We start from the raw sequence: 16,956 nt of genomic DNA, 5'->3' as shown, positions 1-16,956 counted from the left end.
CTTCTAAATCGAAGTGGGAAACGAGACTTACCGCTGTCAAGAAGAACGATCGTGGTACTGCCTAGCCGTTGGCCGCGTCTCCTTCTGCGGTCTTGACAGCATCGGATCAAGCTCAGAAGTGGTCAAACTGGAATAATCTATGTGCAGATAGGCACAATCTATCTACGCGGGCTCGTCGAGCCGTGCTCGTCTCCTAGCCGGGAGAGGGCAACGATCATCGCTACATCGCGCCTCCTAGCTTGATCTAGGAACAGTCAGCTCGACCCAGCGAAACATGAGGACGCCGCACGCAGCAGGTACTCCTGTCCCCCTAGTTGCCCCTGGACCTGGTGGACTTCGATGGGTTGCTCAGCACGTGGCGCCTGTTAGCGGCGCACACGGCATGCCTGCAATCTTCGCCTGGTTGAAGCAATACAGAGTTGCTCTTCAAGACTCGCTATTTCAGGGGGCTTTGAGATGAGTCTGCTTTGGGCTGGAACCGACGATGGATCGATATAACGGATTGAAGCGTGGCAGCGAGTTCGGGGGTGTGCACCATTTCGAGCAATGCACGCGATGACGGTGCCTCGAACGCATTTTTCCCAGCAACGAATCCGACATTTGAGTGCGACATTGGTCCATTGATTGCGATTGCGTGGAGATTTGGAATGTGCGCGAGTTGGCCGGCGAGAGATTGCGGAAGAACTGCCGAATATTTTCCTGTCGCCACGTGTGCCGATAGCACGTCAATTGAATCAGTGCGAATAGTCTGTGCGGTACATTGCGTCAGCCTATCTTGAATGGGTTCAGGTACTGCCGAGTTCAGCACGCAGAGTTGTCTATTGAGAACATGGTCCCACGTTGTGCTTCGGGGTTGCTGTGTTCTCGCGGCGTGAAAAAGGAAAATGCGTTCACGGTACAGAAGGTGAGTATCGAAGTCTTCCCCTGGGATATCCTCCAAATGCATGAGTGCGATATCCAAATTGTTTTCTCGAATCGCCTGTAGCAGGGAAGAAGCGCCGGAAACCAGAACTGATTGTTGAAGTAAGGGCGTTTTTTCAGCAAGGGCGATGCTTAATGTGGGCGCTACACCGGCAGTTCCTGGGAGTATCCCTAGCCGGAATTGCCCCTCTATACCTCGCCGTAGTGCGGAGAGTTCTCGCTCCAGCCCTTTGCAGTCGTCATACATCTGCTGAGCCCAAGACAGTACGCGCATCCCTTCAGAAGTGAGGCCGTCATAGCGTCGGCCATGACGCACGATCTCGACACCCATGTCTTCCTCCAATTGCTTAATGCCCGCGGAGAGTGTCGGCTGAGAAACATTGCAGCTTTTGGCCGCGTTGCCAAAATGGCCTTCACGGTGCAAAGCAAGCAAGTATTCAAAGTTTCTTACGATCATATATTTTCTTCTGATAAAGTTGATTAGATTTTATACTTTCACGAAAAACCCTGCGCACGCTTCGATCCGCGTCCAACCTTGGACACATAGCTGGCACGCATGAAAGGCTGCTGCGCGCAGTGCCCATACAGTAGGTTCGACTCGTCATCGACGGTCAGCACCACAACGCACGGGACAGCCAATAGCGCGAACACAGGTGCTTCGCGCTGTGGGGCGAGTCGTCCTCATGTAGCTTAGCAGTTGGCGCGTTCTGGAAGGGAGTAAGCGTGAGTGGTGAGGCACGCAACCGCAAAAGGCGGTGCTAAGCTCTTGAGCTGTTCGGGTCGTGGCCGCGAGTCGTTGAAGCGGCGAGAGAATGGAGCCTGCCGTGGCCGTTGTGGCGCAGCTAGTACACCATGCCCCCAGCGTTTCCTTAGCTGCGATTGACGGACATGCCTGGCGGTAGCTCAATAACAGCCATTTATGGATGAAGGAACGAGGGGAATGAGGCAGATGAAGATATTCACGATTGGATTCACTAAGACCTCCGCGCGGTCCTTCTTCACCAAGTTAAGTGCTTCTGGTGCCAAGCGCCTTGTCGATGTTCGCCTGAATAATGTTTCGCAATTGGCCGGCTTCGCTAAACGCGAGGATCTTCGATATTTTTCCGAGGCGTTGTGCGGGATGGAATATGAACATCTACCAGCACTTGCTCCAACCAAAGACATGTTCGAGGAATATAAAATAAAAGGGGGAGATTGGGATATCTACGCCAGGAAATTTCTGGATTTAATGTCGTCCCGAAAGATTGAGTCAATCGATAAAGAAAAGATTGATAACAGTTGCCTGCTTTGCAGCGAAGACAAGCCCCATCACTGCCATCGGAGGCTAGTGGCCGAGTACCTTGCAGGCAAATGGCCGAATGTTGAGATCGTGCATCTTTAGAGGGGCGACGTAGCTCCACGTTTCCAACGCCTCGTCTGGAGGGCTGAGAGAGACAAAGGCGCGTATCGGCGGGAGCCGGCGCCACACATTGGGCGTACAGAGCAACCTCGCCCGCCACGGCTCGATGTCGGCGCTCAACGAGGCGAGTGGCTCCAGGTGCATTGGCAGACGGGCCGCTGGCTGACGTCGTGGCGATCGGCGGATATGCACTGGGAAGCCCGCCCATGTGTTGGGCTATCATGTTGGCGACGCCTGCGCCCAGGTGGGGCGCGGCAGGATCGCCGTCATTTACACCCCAGTTTGGTACTGCTATAGGTCTTCTGAAATAGCCGATACATCAGGACAAATTGAAGTAGCTCAATTAGGAGATATCTAATGTCAACCGGTACGTTCATTCTGCACTCCAGCTATACGCCGGCGGGGGACCAGCCAGAGGCGATAGCGCGCCTACTGTCGGACATAGAAGAAGGTGCGACACACCAGACGCTGAAAGGTATCACCGGCTCAGGTAAGACCTTTACGATGGCGAATGTGATTCATCGTCTGAAGCGGCCCACATTGATCTTGGCTCCTAACAAGACGTTGACCGCGCAGCTTTATGGTGAAATGAAGCACTTCTTTCCCGAGAATGCTGTCGAGTACTTCGTTTCCTACTACGATTATTTTCAGCCCGAGATCTATATGCCGGGCACCGATCGTTTCATTCCAAAGGACTCGGCCATCAACGACCACCTTGAGCGCCTACGCCTGTCCACGACCAAATCCTTGATTGAGCGCCGCGATGTGATCGTCGTCGCTTCGGTGTCTTCAATCTACGGCCTGGGTGACCCGGATGCGTACCGAGCGTTACAGATCGCTCTGTCCCCTGGCGTCAAAATAAACCAGAGAGAGCTGATTCGTCGCTTGGCTCTGCTGCAATATGATCGCACTGAGCGCACTCTCAAACGTGCAACGTTTCGGGTGCAAGGTGATGTGATCGATATCTTTCCTGCTGATTCCGAGCATAGGGCAGTTCGGGTGGAACTGCTGGATGACTCTGTTGCGTCTGTTCAATGGCTAGACCCTGTTACAGGTAAAACGCTGGGGGCAATTGACCATTACTTGGTTTCGCCAAAGACGCTTTTTGCACCGCCCACGAATAAAATAGATTCCGCGTCCAAGAAGATACTCGCTGATATGGAAGAGCGGGTTGCCGAGCTTAACAGAAATAATCGCTTGGTCGAGGCAAACAGGCTGTACGAGCGGATCACGCATGACGTGGAGATGATGCGCGAGGTAGGCTATTGTTCGGGGATGGAGAATTATTCCTGCTACTTCAGCGACCGGGACCCGGCCTCGCCTCCGATCACATTGCTGGATTACCTGCCGAAAGATGGGCTTCTGTTCGTCGATGAATCCCACGTCATGGTGCCACAGATATCCGCAATGTACCGGGGGGATCAGGCGCGCAAGGAGACGTTGATAGATTACGGGTTCCGCTTGCCTTCGTCTAAGAACAATCGCCCGTTGAACTTTGGTGAATTCGAGAAGGTCAAGCCACAGACCATCTTCGTTTCCGCGACGCCGGGTGACTACGAGTTGAAGGTGTCGAAAGACAGGGTTGTCGAACAGGTTATCAGGCCGACGGGACTGCTTGATCCCGAGGTTGAGGTGCGCAAATCGGATGGGTACATAGATGATCTGCTTGCTGAAATATCGAAGTGCGTGAAGAAGAAAAATCGCGTGCTCGTGACCACGCTGACGAAGGTCAGTGCAGAAGAGCTAACGGATTTCTTGACGGACCATGGGATTCGAGCGCGCTACATGCATTCGGACATAAAAGCGGAGGATCGTGTTGAGATCATCAATGGCCTGCGCGCAGGAGAGTTCGATGTTTTGATTGGGATTAGCCTTTTGCGCGAAGGGCTGGATATTCCCGAGGCATCATTGGTTGCTATTCTCGATGCGGATCGGGCAGGCTTCCTGCGGTCGGCCCAGGCACTCATTCAGATGATAGGTCGAGTTGCTCGGAATGAAAACGGAAAGGCGATCTTGTACGCCGACGTGACGACTCCGGCGATGAAACAGGCGATCGATGAGACAAATAGGCGCAGGCAGCTTCAAATTGCCTTTAACGAAGAAAATGGAATTTCTCCGGTCTCCTCTGTGCGAAAACTAGCAGGAGAAGAGACGAGTACGGAGGAGCCCACAGTTCATACCGAGGCTTTTTGCGAGAATTTGTCCGACCTTTGCGACCAAATTACTGCCAAGGAGCAACAGTTGCTCGAATTTACTGATACTGGCGACGAGCAGCGCGTGGAAGATATCCGTCATCAGTTGGATGGGTTGTACCGGCAATTTATTTATATCTAATCGTTCGCCGGCATTGGATTGCATGGCCGACCGATCTGCACTTGGCGCAAGGGGCAGACGGTCGGCTCATCATTCAAACGGAGGGGTGAACCGCCGAGGCTCAGTGCCCCGCTTTCCAAGGCAGGTGTCCTACAGCGTCTTGCGGCGTGTCAGCGCAAAGCTGGCAACGATCCAACGGCGACCAGCATTTCATCAAATACCGCTCGAACCCTTCCCGGAATGGGGCCACGCTGAGGCCGATAGACGTACAACCCCCATGCCGGAGGTTCTTCGGTCTCCAGCACTCGCACGAGCTTCCCGCTGGCAATGTAGGGGGCAGCCATGTAGTCCGCCAGTTGCGCGAACGCGATTCCGGCCAACGCTGCCCCCATTTCCATGTCGGCGTTGTCGGCGACGAGGGTGGGAGCGGTGGGTGTCCACTGGCGTCCCGCCTTGAAGTGCCAAGGCCAGGGGCGGCCGGTATTGATATCCAAGGCCACGGTGACCGGCAGGCTGCTTAGCGCATCGATGTTTTCAGGTACACCCACTTTCTTGATCAGGCGCGGAGCGGCAACGATTGGGAGTCTCATGTCGGCCGCCTTGCGCGCGACGAAGCGGCTATCGCGCATGAATCCGACCCTGATCCCAACGTCAATCCCTTCGTCAACCGTGTTGCTGATGCGATCGGACAGGCGCACATCCAGAGTGATACCAGGATGACGCGCGGCCACGCGTTCCAGTGCAGGCAGCACCGCTCTGGTGCCCAAACTGTGCGGTGCGGTGATGCGAACCGTGCCGGACAGGGATGCCTGCTGGTCGGACCCAGGCGTCCGCCATAGATCCTCGAACCGCTCCAATGCCGGGCGCACCTGGTCTAACAGCCCTTCGCCGAAGGCGGTGATGCGCACCTGGCGTGTGCTTCGATGAAACAACACCTCGCCGTAGTGTTGCTCCAGTTGCTGGATGGCACGGGTGACACCTTGCGGAGAAGTCCCCAGCCGGACGGCCGCATCGCGAAAACTGCTGCTTTCGGCCGCCACCCGAAAGATGCGCAGTAGTTCCATTTCCTTGTTCATGACGAACACCTCATGGCCAGTTTCGCTGCTCGTTAATTGTTCCAGATAGTGGAATTATAAAATCGCAACAATTCCATATACAAGGGAGGCGCGGTTGCCCAAACTGGCAACACCCCCGAATGCTCCGCGCCTAACAACCCAACAAGGAACGCGAATGAACGCTGCGACTCTCATCACCGCCTACTACGACGCCTTCAACCGCGGCGATCGCGAGGCCATGCTGTCCATGTTGACCGATGACGTTGCGCACGACTTGAACCAAGGCGCTCGTGAGGTCGGTCGCGAAGCCTTCCGCGCCTTCCTGCGGCGCATGGATCGCTGCTATGGCGAGCAACTGCGCGGCATCGTGGTGATGGTCAGCGCCGACGGCCTGCGCGCAGGCGCGGAGTATGTGGTGCATGGCGAATACAAAGTGACGGACGACGGACTGCCGGAAGCACAGGGCCAGCGCTACGTGCTGCCGGGTGGCGCGTTCTTCGACATCCGCGATGGCAAGATCGCTCGTGTCACCAACTACTACAACCTCGGCGACTGGATCGCACAGGTCGGAGGGGATGCCTGAAATGACCAGCGACGTGCAGGTGCTGGTTCGTCGTGGATCGGACATTGCCGAATGGTTCGACACCGTGGCACATCTGCGGGCGAAGGTCTTCCGCAGCTTTCCATACCTGTACGAGGGCGACATCGAATACGAGAAGCACTACCTTTCCATGTACGCTCGTTCGGCAGACAGCCTGCTGGTGCTCGCGCTCGCTGATGACCTGGTCGTGGGTGCGTCCACGGGGTTGCCTCTCGGCGATGCAGAGCCGGCCTTCCAGGTGCCGTTCGCCGATCGAGGAGTCCCGATGGAGGCAGTGTTTTACTGCGGCGAATCAGTCCTGCTCCCGGCCTTCCGGGGGCTTGGCCTGGGCCACCGCTTCTTTGACGAACGCGAAGCGCATGCTCGTTCGTTGGGCGGCATGCAGTGGACATCGTTTGCGTCGGTGGATCGAGCAGACGACGATCCTCGGCGTCCTTCCAACTACCGCAGTAATGATCCCTTCTGGACCCGTCGTGGCTACGTGCGGCAGTCGGACATGAAGGTTACGCTGCCCTGGAAGCAGGTGGGTGAGCCAAGCGAAACCGAGCAGACGCTCACGATGTGGCTGCACTCCCTGGAGAACGCGAAATGAAAGTGGCAGTTGCGAAATACGCAGTGGGCCAGCCCACGGACTTCGAGGCATTTGCTGCGCGGCAGCGACTGGTTCTGGAGGAGGCGCGTCGTGGCGGGGCGGAACTGGCCGTGTTGCCCGAGTATCTATCCCTCGAACTGGCTGCAACGTGCGAGCCGAGCATTCGCCATGATTTCAACGCCTCTCTGGCCGCGCTGCAGGCCTTGCAGTCTCCGTGGCTGGCACTGTATGCCGACTTGTCGCGCGAGTTATGCATGACCATTCAGGCCGGTACGTTTTTGACCCAGGTTGGACTGAACCGCTATCGCAACCGGGCTTGGTGGTTTGCGCCTGACGGTACACGCGACTACCAGGACAAATTGCAGTTAACGGGGTTCGAGAAAGACACCGGCGTCATCGAGGGTGGCGACGAACTCAAGGTGTTCGATCTGAAAGGCGTGCGTGCCGGCATCGCTGTCTGCTACGACAGTGAGTTTCCATTGCCCGTGCGAGCCCAGCGAGAGGCGGGGGCGCGCCTGCTGCTGGTCCCGAGCTGTACCGACACCCGAGCAGGTGCAACCCGGGTCCGTGTGGGCTGCATGGCGCGGGCACTGGAGAACCGAATGTTCATCGCGCAGGCCGTGACGACTGGAACTGCCGACTGGAGTCCGGCGCTGGACACGAACACTGGCGAGGCCACGATCTACGCACCAATGGATCGTGGATTCCCGGAGGATGGCATTCTCGCGACGACTTGCGGCACGCAGACATGGGCGATCGCTGATCTTGACGTAGATGCGCTCGAACGAAACCAAGAACAGGCCCAGGTTGCAGTCGATCGCGACTGGGACGGTCAGATGTTGCCTGCACTGCGGAATGCTCGGTACTCGGGTCGTAAGGTCGCCTAGCCGGGGTCATCTTGATAGCTTCAGCTCGATGAATCCGTGTACATAGGCCATGTCTATCTGCACATAGATTTTTCCAGTTTGACCAGTTTTGAACTTGCCCCGATGCTGTCGATACATGCAAAAAATATTCATTGATTTGAATGTTTTGCGCTTCTTGGGAACAAATCTGTACTAGCCTGTAAGAGTGCTCGAAGAGCACAGAATTTGTGGCGAAGTTCGGCCGCATATACTATGGGGGAGTATTGTATAATGCGGCGATGTACCCAAGTAGAGAGGTGTTCGATGCCACACAGCCCGGAAGAAAAGAAGCAAGCACTGACGCGCATCAGGCGCATCAAAGGTCAGGTAGCGACTCTTGAGCAAGCGCTTGATGCAGGTGCGGAATGTCCTGCAATTCTTCAGCAGCTTGCGGCCGTTCGTGGGGCAGTCAACGGATTGATGGCAACCGTTCTGGAGAGCTATCTGCGGGAAGAGTTTCCCAGTAGCGAAATCAGGAGCGATTCGCAGAACAAGTCCATTGACGAGACCATCTCTATCGTCCGCTCCTATCTGCGGTAGAGGCACCAGGGTGCCCTCGGTGAGGGCAAATTTAGTTAGCTAGTAAAGGAAGCGACATCATGAAATCACGTGCAGCAGTTGCCTTTGGGCCAGGAAAGCCGCTAGAAATCGTCGAGATCGACGTCGAGCCGCCGCGCAAGGGCGAGGTGCTCATCAAGATCACGAACACCGGCGTTTGTCATACCGACGCCTTCACCCTGTCGGGCGACGACCCCGAAGGTCTCTTCCCGGTCGTGCTGGGTCATGAAGGTGCGGGTATCGTCGTGGAGGTGGGTGAAGGTGTGACCAGCGTGAAGCCTGGCGATCACGTCATTCCCCTCTATACCGCCGAGTGCGGCGAGTGCCTGTTCTGCAAGTCCGGCAAGACCAACCTGTGTGTCGCGGTTCGTGCAACCCAGGGTAAGGGGCTGATGCCCGATGGTACGACTCGCTTCTCGTACAACGGTCAGCCGCTTTACCACTACATGGGCTGCTCGACCTTCAGCGAATACACGGTCGTCGCCGAAGTCTCGCTGGCCAAGATCAACCCGGACGCCAATCCCGAGCACGTCTGCCTGCTGGGCTGCGGCGTGACCACCGGCATCGGCGCCGTGCACAACACGGCCAAGGTACAGCCCGGCGACTCGGTGGCCATCTTCGGCCTCGGCGGCATCGGTCTCGCTGCGATTCAAGGTGCACGCCAGGCCAAAGCGGGCCGCATCATCGCCATCGATACCAATCCGGCGAAGTTCGAACTGGCTCGTACCTTCGGCGCGACCGAATGTCTCAACCCGAAGGACTTCGACAAGCCGATTCACGAGGTTCTGATCGAGATGACCGGCTGGGGTGTCGATCACACCTTCGAGTGCATCGGCAACGTCGACGTGATGCGTTCGGCTCTGGAAGCTGCCCACCGCGGCTGGGGCCAGTCGATCGTCATCGGCGTGGCTGGTGCTGGCAAGGAAATTTCGACCCGCCCGTTCCAGTTGGTCACCGGTCGCACCTGGAAGGGTTCGGCTTTCGGTGGGGTCAAGGGCCGCACTCAGCTTCCCGGCATGGTGGAAGACGCAATGAAAGGCGAGATCGATCTCGCCCCGTTCGTCACCCACACCATGGGCCTCGACGACATCAACAAGGCCTTCGACCTGATGCATGAAGGCAAGTCGATTCGCACGGTGATCCACTACTGATCACCCACTATCCATTCAACACCAACCACCAAGGAAATTAACCATGTCCAATCCTGTCATTTCCGGCGACGGTATCTTCTCGCACGTCTTCGTCGGCGCCGCCGACCTCCAGAAGTCGACCGCGTTCTATGACGCCGCTCTGGGTGCTCTCGGCATCAAGAACCTCGGTCCTTTCGGCAACGGATGGGTGCTTTTCGGTCGCGAAAAGCCGGCTTTCATCATCGCTCGTCCGGGCAATGGTGAAGCGCCTTCCGGCAACGGCGTGACGGTCGGCTTTGCGGCCGCCACTCCCGCCGAAGTGGACGCCTTCCACGCCGCCGGCCTTGCCGCAGGCGGCACCGACGAGGGCCAGCCCGGCCCGCGTGGCCACCTGCCGGGTGCCTATGCGGCCTACCTGCGTGATCCGGCGGGCAACAAGGTTTGCGCGTACACCTTCGTCTGAAAGCCAGGAAGCTGAGGGCGTTCTGAAAAGGCCAGCACAAGCCTCTACACGGCGAGCCTATTGGACGGACCGTGTAGAGCGGTGCCCGCTCATGAAGATCGGCCCGCAGCCATGTGCGAAACGCATGGCTGCGGGCATTTGCTTTGAAGCGTGTTTTTCAACCAATGAGAAATGAGGTCGTTATGCAAGAGCCGGCCAACATCAATACGACGACCGTACAACCCGCCCCGACCGCCACCGTGTACGGCATGCCGGCCTATGCCGATCGTGCTGCGGCCGTGGGTGAAGTGCATGCGCGCCCGCATCTGTTGATTCAGGCCCCCCGCAGCATATTGCAGCTCGCTTTCATTACCGAAGGCGATCAGGCCAGGGATCAGATGGCGATGAGTGAGTTGTCTCATCGCTTCGGCGTTGCCGAACCCGACCATGCTACGCCGCTTCACGGCGTGACATGGGATGAAGGAGACCTGCACTGCGAAAAGCACACCGAGTTCTCGACGTATCTATGGTGCGCTTCGCTGGATTCCGAGACGGGAGAGCCGTGCGGCGAAAATCCGTTCAAGCATGGATTTGTTCCTCCCGGCCCGGTCGTATCCGGCATCCGTTTGAGACTTCTTCCGTGGACGCCGGAAACGGAGAAGGAGGTCGATCGCTTCGATCCTGCCAGCCTGTGCTACTCGCTGGTGGAGAACGGCTCTGCCGCCATCCTGACCGACTTTCGACAGGATGAGGATGGCCTGACGCAGATGCTCGTCCTGGCCCGCGATTTGACCCCGGCGCGGGCGGGTGCGCTGGCTCAACGTCTGCTGGAGATCGAGACTTACCGCACCTTGGCGTTGCTGTCCTTGCCGTTGACGCGGTCGATGACGTCGGAGCTGCGGCGCATGGAGTCGCGCCTTGCGGCGATCACCGACGAGATGTGTACGAGCTTGGTGGAACGGCGCGACAGCGACGTGCTGCTGTCCGAATTGACCGCCCTGGCTGCCGAGCTGGAAGCTGGCGTTGCGGCGAATCTCTATCGCTTCGGCGCCAGCCGTGCCTACTACGAGATCGTCGAGGAAAGGCTGGCAGCGCTTTCGGAAGAAGCCGTATCCGGGTACTTCACCTGGGCGGATTTCCTGCAGCGTCGCATCGCTCCCGCCATGCGGACATGCCAATCCGTAAAGGAGCGCCAGACCAAGCTCTCCGACAAGCTGACCCGGGCCATCGCGTTGCTGCGTTCCTGGATCGACGTCGAGCTTGAACGCCAGAACCGCGATCTGCTTGCGTCGATGAACAACCGGGCCAAGATGCAATTGCGCCTTCAGCAAACCGTCGAAGGCCTGTCGGTCGCGGCAATTTCTTATTACGTCGTGAGTCTTCTCGGCTATTTACTCAAGGGCATTCCGATGGTTCACGACAGCGTGGCGCCGGTGATGGCGGTTCTGGTGCCTGCGGTGATGCTGACGATCTGGTGGATCGTGCGCAGGATCAGACACGCCCACGGTGACACGGCAGCGGAAGAGAAATCTTCCTGAAGAGCTGCCGTCCTGGTGCGCGAGAGCTGCGCCGTTCCTTTGAACATAGGAGAACACCATGGAACGCATCGAACATCACGCCAGCTTTGATGGTTGGCAGGACGTTTATCAGCATGAATCCACGACGCTCGGTTGCACGATGAAGGTCGGCGTCTATCTGCCTCCGCAGGCACAGCACGGCAAGGTGCCGGTGCTGTACTGGCTTTCAGGCCTCACCTGCACCGAGCAGAACTTCATCACCAAGTCCGCCGTCCAGCGCTACGCAGCCGAACATGGCATTGCCGTCGTCGCGCCCGATACCAGCGCACGCGGCGAAGGCGTTGCCGACGATCCCGCCTATGACCTCGGACAGGGGGCGGGTTTCTACGTCAACGCCACGCAGGAACCCTGGGCTGCGAATCATCGGATGTATGACTACGTGGTGCAGGAACTACCGGCGCTGATCGAGGCCCACTTTCCCGTGACGGCGGAGCGGAGCATCAGCGGCCATTCCATGGGCGGGCATGGCGCCCTGGTCATCGCCCTGCGCAACCCGGGCCGTTATCGAAGCGTCTCGGCCTTCTCGCCCATCGTCGCGCCCACCCAGGTTCCCTGGGGACACAAGGCCTTCGAGGCGTACCTGGGCAGCGACCGGGAGGCGTGGAAGCAGTACGACACCGTGGAGCTGATTCGCACCGTGCAGGAGCGTCTGCCGCTGCTGGTGGATCAGGGCTTGGGCGACGAGTTCCTGGAGAGTCAGCTTCAGCCCGATCTGCTGCGCAAAGCCTGCGACGAGACGGGGCACCCGCTCACGTTGAATCTGCGCCCTGGCTACGACCACAGCTACTACTTCATTGCCAGTTTCATTGGCGAGCATATGGCATACCACGCATCGGCGCTGAAACGCTGAGAGAGATGAGATCAGGTTATGACAAAGACCTCCAAAAACCGACATCACGTCGTCATTATCGGAGCGGGCTTCGGCGGGATCGAGGTTGCCAACGAGCTTGCTGGTGCCGAGGTCGATGTGACGATCATCGATCGGCGCAATCATCACCTGTTCCAACCCTTGCTTTACCAGGTTGCAGGGGCGTCACTTTCGACATCCGAGATCGCATGGCCTATTCGCTATCTCTTCCGCAATCGCCCGGAAGTGAACACCTTGATGGCGGAAGTGGAAGGCATCGACCAGGACGCGCGTCAGGTCATTCTCAACAATGGCTCACGCCAAACCTACGACACGCTCGTACTCGCGACAGGCGCTACCCATGCCTATTTCGGACACGACGAATGGGGGGCTTTTGCGCCGGGGTTGAAGACGCTGGAAGATGCCACGGCCATTCGGGGCCGAATCCTCGCGGCTTTCGAGGAGGCCGAGCTCACGAGCGATCCTCAGCAGCGTGCCGCGCTGCAGACGTTCGTCATCATCGGTGGTGGTCCCACCGGGGTTGAATTGGCCGGGACCATCGCCGAGCTTGCACGAGACACGCTGGCGCGTGACTTCCGCTCTATTGACCCGAGCACGTCCCGGGTTGTACTGATCGAGGCGGGCCCGCGTCTGTTGTCGGTCTTTCCAGAGGATCTTTCGGCCTATACGCGCCAGGCACTCGAAAAGCTCGGGGTCGAGGTCGTGCTGGGTACGCCGGTCACCGAATGCTCGGCCGACGGCGTGGTGTATGGCGGCAAGCCCCTTTCGGCCAAGACCATCGTCTGGGCCGCAGGGGTCAAGGCGTCTCCCGCGGCTCGCTGGTTGGGTGCTGCGTCTGATCGTGCGGGTCGAGTGGTCGTTGGTCCCGACCTGACGGTGGCTGGTCGCCCGGAGGTCTTCGCCATCGGCGATACCGCCTCGTGCACTATGGCCGACGGGAAGCCCGTACCGGGCATCGCCCCGGCCGCCAAACAGCAAGGGAAGTACGTCGCCAACCTCATTGGACGGCGTTTGAAAGGCAAGTCCGCTGACGGGCCTTTCATATACCGGCATCAGGGGAACCTGGCCACCATCGGCCGCAGCCTGGCCGTGATTGACATGGGGCGGGTTAAGCTGCGTGGTGCCTTTGCGTGGTGGATCTGGAAGCTCGCGCATATCTACTTTCTGATCGGTACGCGAAATCGTCTCAGCGTCGCTTTGAGCTGGGTATGGAACCACAGCATCGGCTACCGCGGCTCTCGCATCATCATGCATGCGATTGCCGACAAAGAGCCCACAGCGTTGGATAAATCCGGCTCTCTGGATTGAGGTGCCCACCTTATCGGAACGTCAACTATCAGAAATGCCAGGGAGAGCAACTTGACCGATCTATTCACGACAAAGCCCAAGCCTCCCTTGGCCGAACTCCTGCGGCCCAAGACGCTGGATGAATTCGTCGGGCAACGGCACTTGCTCGGCCCCGGCAAGCCGCTGCGTCTCGCGTTCGAGGCGGGCAAGTTGCACTCGTTCATCCTCTGGGGGCCGCCAGGCGTGGGCAAGACCACCCTGGGGCGCCTGGCCGCCAGTGCGACCGACAGCCGATTCATCGCCATCTCGGCCGTGCTGGCCGGGGTGAAGGACATCCGGCAAGCCATCGACGAGGCCCAGGCTGAACTGGACAACCATGGTCGATCGACGGTGCTTTTCGTCGATGAGATCCATCGCTTCAACAAGGCGCAGCAGGATGCCCTGCTGCCCCATGTCGAGTCGGGGCTCCTGACCCTGGTGGGGGGGACGACCGAGCATCCGGGGTTGGCGGTCAATTCCGCACTGCTCTCGCGCGCGCAGGTCTATACCCTCGAACCGCTGTCCAGCGACGAACTGAACCAGCTCTACGAACGCGCACTGCCGCATCTCCAGGGCGTCAAGTTGGACGCGGACGCGCTGGACCTGCTAAAGGGCTTTGCCGATGGCGATGGCAGGCGCTTCCTCAATCTGCTTGAGCAGGTGACGAATGCGGCGTCGGGCGCGGGCAAGACCGTGGTCGATGGCGAGTTCGCCAATCTGTCCACGAGTCCATCGCTGCGCAGGTTCGACAAGGGCGGTGACGAGTTCTACTGGCAGCTCTCAGCCTTCCACAAGTCGCTACGGGGCTCCGACCCCGATGCGGCCCTGTATTGGCTGGCCCGCATCCTCGACGGCAGCGGCGACGTGAGCCAGGTGACCCGCCGCATGGTGGTGATGGCCAGCGAAGACATCGGCAATGCCGACCCGCAGGCGCTGCAACTGGCACTCAATGCCGCGCTGGCCTACGACAGGCTGGGCTCACCCGAAGGCGAGATACCGCTGGCCCAGGCGGTGACTTACCTCGCTCTGGCCCCCAAGTCGAATGCCGCCTATGCCGCCTGGGATCAGGCCAAGGCATTCGTCAAGCGCAGCGGCTCCCAGGCTGTGCCGCTCCATCTTCGCAATGCGCCGACGAAGCTGATGAAGCAGATGGGCTATCGCGAAGGCTACCGCTACGCGCATGATGAGCCCAACGGCTATGCCGCTGGGCAAACCTATTTTCCCGAGGGCGTGGCGCGGCCGGGCTGGTACCAGCCAACGGACAGGGGCGTCGAGCGAAGGCTGGGAGAAAGGCTCACTTGGCTGCGCTCGCTCGATGACGCGACGCCGCTAAGCCCGTACACTTGACCGATATCCCCCCCGAAATCGGCCCATCGCTACCTCACGAACTACAGAATAAGAACATGCCAGACGCTTCTCTCGGTGAATCCTCTGCGAATATCAGACGGAGTCGAGTTGCCCGCTATCTACGCACTGAGTCCGGGGCGGCGGTGCTGCTGGTGATCGTCACGGTTGTGGCGCTGGCGTGGGCGAACTCGCCGCTATCCGATGCCTATTTCGGGTTGTGGCACCTGGACGTCGGGTTCAACTTTGGGCCATTGGGCCTGCACATGGATCTGCATCACTGGGTCAACGACGGCCTGATGGTCGTCTTCTTCTTCCTGATCGGCCTGGAGGTGCGTCAGGAGTTCGCCCACGGATCGCTCCGGGATCGCAGCCGTGCCGGTCTCGCCCTGATCGCGGGTGTCGCGGGTGTCGTGCTTCCCGCTCTGGTGTACGTCCTGCTCGTGGGGCTGGCCGGAGGTCAGGGCCTGCACGGGTGGGGTGCGGTGGTCGGCACCGATACGGCGTTCATGCTGGGCACCCTGGCGATCGTCGGTCCGCGGCTGTCCGGTCAGTTGCGTGTGTTCCTGCTCACCCTGACCGTGGTCGATGACTTCCTCGCCGTGTCCATCATCGGCATCGTCTATAGCGAGGAGATCCGGGTCGTCCCGTTGTTGATCGCCCTCGCCAGTCTCGTTGCGCTGTGGTGGCTGGGGCGCACCCGCCAGTGGCGGGCAATGCCGTATGTGCTGATCGTGATCGTGCTGTGGCTCGCAACCCTGTACTCCGGCATCCATGCCTCCCTCGCCGGGATGGCCGCGGGGCTGCTGATCCCCGCCTATGCGACGCAACGTCACGGGGTCGTTGCGGCAAGACAACTGTTCCGCGACTTCTGGCAGTCGCCGAGTGCCGCATCGGCCCGCGCGGTGGACTGCGGGCTGTCCCGGGGTATCTCGGTGAACGAGCGATTGCACGAGTTCCTGCGGTTGCCGACGGCGCTGCTGATCGTGCCGATCTTCGCCTTGGCGAACGCCGGGGTGGACCTGCGTGGCGGGCTGCTCGCTGAGGCCTTCGGCTCGCCCGTGACCTGGGGCGTCATCGCGGGGCTCGTGCTCGGCAAGCTCCTGGGCATCGGGCTCACCACGCTCGTCGCCGTCCGTCTCGGCCTGGGCCGGCTGCCCGAGGGCGTCGGGGTGGGGAGCGTGTTCGGTGGGGCGGCGCTGTCCGGGATCGGCTTCACCGTGTCGCTGCTGATCATCGGGCTCGCGTTCGGCACGACCTCCGACCTGGGCCGCCAGGCGACGGTCGGCGTGCTCGTGTCGATGATGCTCGCCACGTTGCTCGGGTGGCTCATCTTCAAGGTTGCCGCTCGCAGGTGGGGTGAGGAGACCGCCGATCTGCCGATGGTGCTTGAGCCGCCGGTCGATCCCGAGGTCGATCACATTCGCGGGCCAGAGGACGCGCAGCTCACGCTGGTGGAGTACGTGGACTTCGAGTGCGAGTACTGTGCGCACGCTACCGGTTCTTGGGAGGATCTGCGCGCCCACTTCGGGGACGACCTGCGGTATGTGGTGCGCCACTTGCCGCACCACCCGCATGGGCCGATCGCCGCGCGTGCGTCCGAGGCGGCATCGAATCAGGGGATGTTCTGGCCGTGGCTGGACTTCGTGTTCACCCGTCAGCACGCGCTGGAGCGCGAGGATCTGATCGGCTACGCCGCAGAGCTTGGGCTCGACGTCGATCGGTTCATCGCGGATCTCGACAGCCCTGCGGTGATCGAGCGTGTCGAGCGCGACCTCGCCAGTGCGGTCGCCAGCGGTGCGCACGCCACGCCGACGTTCTTCGTCGAGGGTCGCCGCCTGCGCGGCAGCTACGACGCCCGCTCTGTCACCGCAGCGCTCGAAGCTAGCCGCCGCGGCACCCGAACTCAGGAAGTCCCGTCCTGA

General features: G+C 59.7%; 15 protein-coding genes. 13 read left to right on the top strand and 2 right to left on the bottom strand.

Translation table 11 applies throughout. From position 1 onward, the window contains the following. Positions 1 to 436 precede the first annotated feature (436 nt). Complete coding sequence (locus CCX87_RS12175; RefSeq protein WP_054572497.1) at positions 437 to 1,378, bottom strand: LysR family transcriptional regulator; 942 nt, start codon at positions 1,376 to 1,378, stop codon at positions 437 to 439. A gap of 483 nt (positions 1,379 to 1,861) precedes the next feature. Here CCX87_RS12175 and CCX87_RS12170 point away from each other — a divergent pair, with 483 nt between their 5' ends. Both CCX87_RS12170 and uvrB read left to right on the top strand, forming a co-directional pair. Continuing rightward, the gene (locus CCX87_RS12170) at positions 1,862 to 2,302 is read left to right on the top strand and encodes a DUF488 domain-containing protein (protein ID WP_023435199.1); all 441 of its coding nucleotides are present in this window, start codon (positions 1,862 to 1,864) and stop codon (positions 2,300 to 2,302) included. A 375-nt stretch (positions 2,303 to 2,677) separates the two neighbouring features. After that, a complete protein-coding gene (uvrB, locus tag CCX87_RS12160) occupies positions 2,678 to 4,654 on the top strand; it encodes an excinuclease ABC subunit UvrB (protein ID WP_023435200.1) in 1,977 nt (658 codons plus the stop codon). A gap of 149 nt (positions 4,655 to 4,803) precedes the next feature. On the opposite strand, the gene CCX87_RS12155 is transcribed toward uvrB, so the two are convergent. Next, the gene (locus CCX87_RS12155; protein ID WP_023435201.1) at positions 4,804 to 5,709 is read right to left on the bottom strand and encodes a LysR family transcriptional regulator; all 906 of its coding nucleotides are present in this window, start codon (positions 5,707 to 5,709) and stop codon (positions 4,804 to 4,806) included. 154 nt (positions 5,710 to 5,863) lie between these two features. Between CCX87_RS12155 and CCX87_RS12150 the strand changes: the two genes are divergently transcribed. From CCX87_RS12150 to nhaA, 11 genes are all read left to right on the top strand, one after another. Further along, a complete protein-coding gene (locus tag CCX87_RS12150; RefSeq protein WP_023435202.1) occupies positions 5,864 to 6,271 on the top strand; it encodes a ketosteroid isomerase-related protein in 408 nt (135 codons plus the stop codon). Position 6,272: 1 nt separating this feature from the next. Then, the gene (locus tag CCX87_RS12145; RefSeq protein ID WP_023435203.1) at positions 6,273 to 6,881 is read left to right on the top strand and encodes a GNAT family acetyltransferase; all 609 of its coding nucleotides are present in this window, start codon (positions 6,273 to 6,275) and stop codon (positions 6,879 to 6,881) included. Further along, complete coding sequence (locus CCX87_RS12140; protein WP_006402492.1) at positions 6,878 to 7,768, top strand: carbon-nitrogen hydrolase family protein; 891 nt, start codon at positions 6,878 to 6,880, stop codon at positions 7,766 to 7,768. Before CCX87_RS12145 ends, CCX87_RS12140 begins: the two co-directional genes overlap by 4 nt. Positions 7,769 to 8,050: 282 nt before the next feature. Beyond that, positions 8,051 to 8,326 (top strand): formaldehyde-responsive transcriptional repressor FrmR, encoded by a 276-nt coding sequence (frmR, locus tag CCX87_RS12135; protein ID WP_007182548.1) that lies wholly within the window; start codon positions 8,051 to 8,053, stop codon positions 8,324 to 8,326. 59 nt (positions 8,327 to 8,385) lie between these two features. Then, positions 8,386 to 9,495 (top strand): S-(hydroxymethyl)glutathione dehydrogenase/class III alcohol dehydrogenase, encoded by a 1,110-nt coding sequence (locus CCX87_RS12130; RefSeq protein ID WP_023435204.1) that lies wholly within the window; start codon positions 8,386 to 8,388, stop codon positions 9,493 to 9,495. Positions 9,496 to 9,538: 43 nt separating this feature from the next. After that, positions 9,539 to 9,937, top strand: a complete 399-nt coding sequence (locus CCX87_RS12125) for a VOC family protein (RefSeq protein WP_023435205.1) — start codon at positions 9,539 to 9,541, stop codon at positions 9,935 to 9,937. A 182-nt stretch (positions 9,938 to 10,119) separates the two neighbouring features. After that, positions 10,120 to 11,454: a DUF3422 family protein gene (locus CCX87_RS12120; RefSeq protein WP_023435206.1), complete on the top strand. Its 1,335-nt coding sequence runs from the start codon at positions 10,120 to 10,122 to the stop codon at positions 11,452 to 11,454. Positions 11,455 to 11,512: 58 nt separating this feature from the next. After that, positions 11,513 to 12,343, top strand: coding sequence for an S-formylglutathione hydrolase (gene fghA, locus CCX87_RS12115; protein ID WP_087746543.1), 831 nt, complete (start codon positions 11,513 to 11,515; stop codon positions 12,341 to 12,343). 18 nt (positions 12,344 to 12,361) lie between these two features. Next, positions 12,362 to 13,669, top strand: coding sequence for an NAD(P)/FAD-dependent oxidoreductase (locus CCX87_RS12110; RefSeq protein WP_023103888.1), 1,308 nt, complete (start codon positions 12,362 to 12,364; stop codon positions 13,667 to 13,669). Between the two features lie 51 nt (positions 13,670 to 13,720). Beyond that, positions 13,721 to 15,034, top strand: coding sequence for a replication-associated recombination protein A (locus tag CCX87_RS12105; RefSeq protein WP_006402503.1), 1,314 nt, complete (start codon positions 13,721 to 13,723; stop codon positions 15,032 to 15,034). A gap of 56 nt (positions 15,035 to 15,090) precedes the next feature. Beyond that, positions 15,091 to 16,956, top strand: a complete 1,866-nt coding sequence (nhaA, locus tag CCX87_RS12100; RefSeq protein ID WP_029885974.1) for a Na+/H+ antiporter NhaA — start codon at positions 15,091 to 15,093, stop codon at positions 16,954 to 16,956.

Origin of the sequence: Acidovorax sp. T1 (genome assembly GCF_002176815.1) — a bacterium.
Taxonomy (GTDB): domain Bacteria; phylum Pseudomonadota; class Gammaproteobacteria; order Burkholderiales; family Burkholderiaceae_C; genus Acidovorax.
The sequence above is the reverse complement of the archived record's forward strand: the minus strand, read 5'-3'. Positions and strand labels throughout refer to the sequence as shown.

What these genes read in the sequence shown, in the direction of transcription:
- CCX87_RS12175 (WP_054572497.1), bottom strand. Translation starts at nt 1,378, where the DNA reads ATGATCGTAAGAAACTTTGAATACTTGCTTGCTTTGCACCGTGAAGGC.
- CCX87_RS12170 (WP_023435199.1), top strand. Translation starts at nt 1,862, where the DNA reads ATGAGGCAGATGAAGATATTCACGATTGGATTCACTAAGACCTCCGCG.
- uvrB (WP_023435200.1), top strand. Translation starts at nt 2,678, where the DNA reads ATGTCAACCGGTACGTTCATTCTGCACTCCAGCTATACGCCGGCGGGG.
- CCX87_RS12155 (WP_023435201.1), bottom strand. Translation starts at nt 5,709, where the DNA reads ATGAACAAGGAAATGGAACTACTGCGCATCTTTCGGGTGGCGGCCGAA.
- CCX87_RS12150 (WP_023435202.1), top strand. Translation starts at nt 5,864, where the DNA reads ATGAACGCTGCGACTCTCATCACCGCCTACTACGACGCCTTCAACCGC.
- CCX87_RS12145 (WP_023435203.1), top strand. Translation starts at nt 6,273, where the DNA reads ATGACCAGCGACGTGCAGGTGCTGGTTCGTCGTGGATCGGACATTGCC.
- CCX87_RS12140 (WP_006402492.1), top strand. Translation starts at nt 6,878, where the DNA reads ATGAAAGTGGCAGTTGCGAAATACGCAGTGGGCCAGCCCACGGACTTC.
- frmR (WP_007182548.1), top strand. Translation starts at nt 8,051, where the DNA reads ATGCCACACAGCCCGGAAGAAAAGAAGCAAGCACTGACGCGCATCAGG.
- CCX87_RS12130 (WP_023435204.1), top strand. Translation starts at nt 8,386, where the DNA reads ATGAAATCACGTGCAGCAGTTGCCTTTGGGCCAGGAAAGCCGCTAGAA.
- CCX87_RS12125 (WP_023435205.1), top strand. Translation starts at nt 9,539, where the DNA reads ATGTCCAATCCTGTCATTTCCGGCGACGGTATCTTCTCGCACGTCTTC.
- CCX87_RS12120 (WP_023435206.1), top strand. Translation starts at nt 10,120, where the DNA reads ATGCAAGAGCCGGCCAACATCAATACGACGACCGTACAACCCGCCCCG.
- fghA (WP_087746543.1), top strand. Translation starts at nt 11,513, where the DNA reads ATGGAACGCATCGAACATCACGCCAGCTTTGATGGTTGGCAGGACGTT.
- CCX87_RS12110 (WP_023103888.1), top strand. Translation starts at nt 12,362, where the DNA reads ATGACAAAGACCTCCAAAAACCGACATCACGTCGTCATTATCGGAGCG.
- nhaA (WP_029885974.1), top strand. Translation starts at nt 15,091, where the DNA reads ATGCCAGACGCTTCTCTCGGTGAATCCTCTGCGAATATCAGACGGAGT.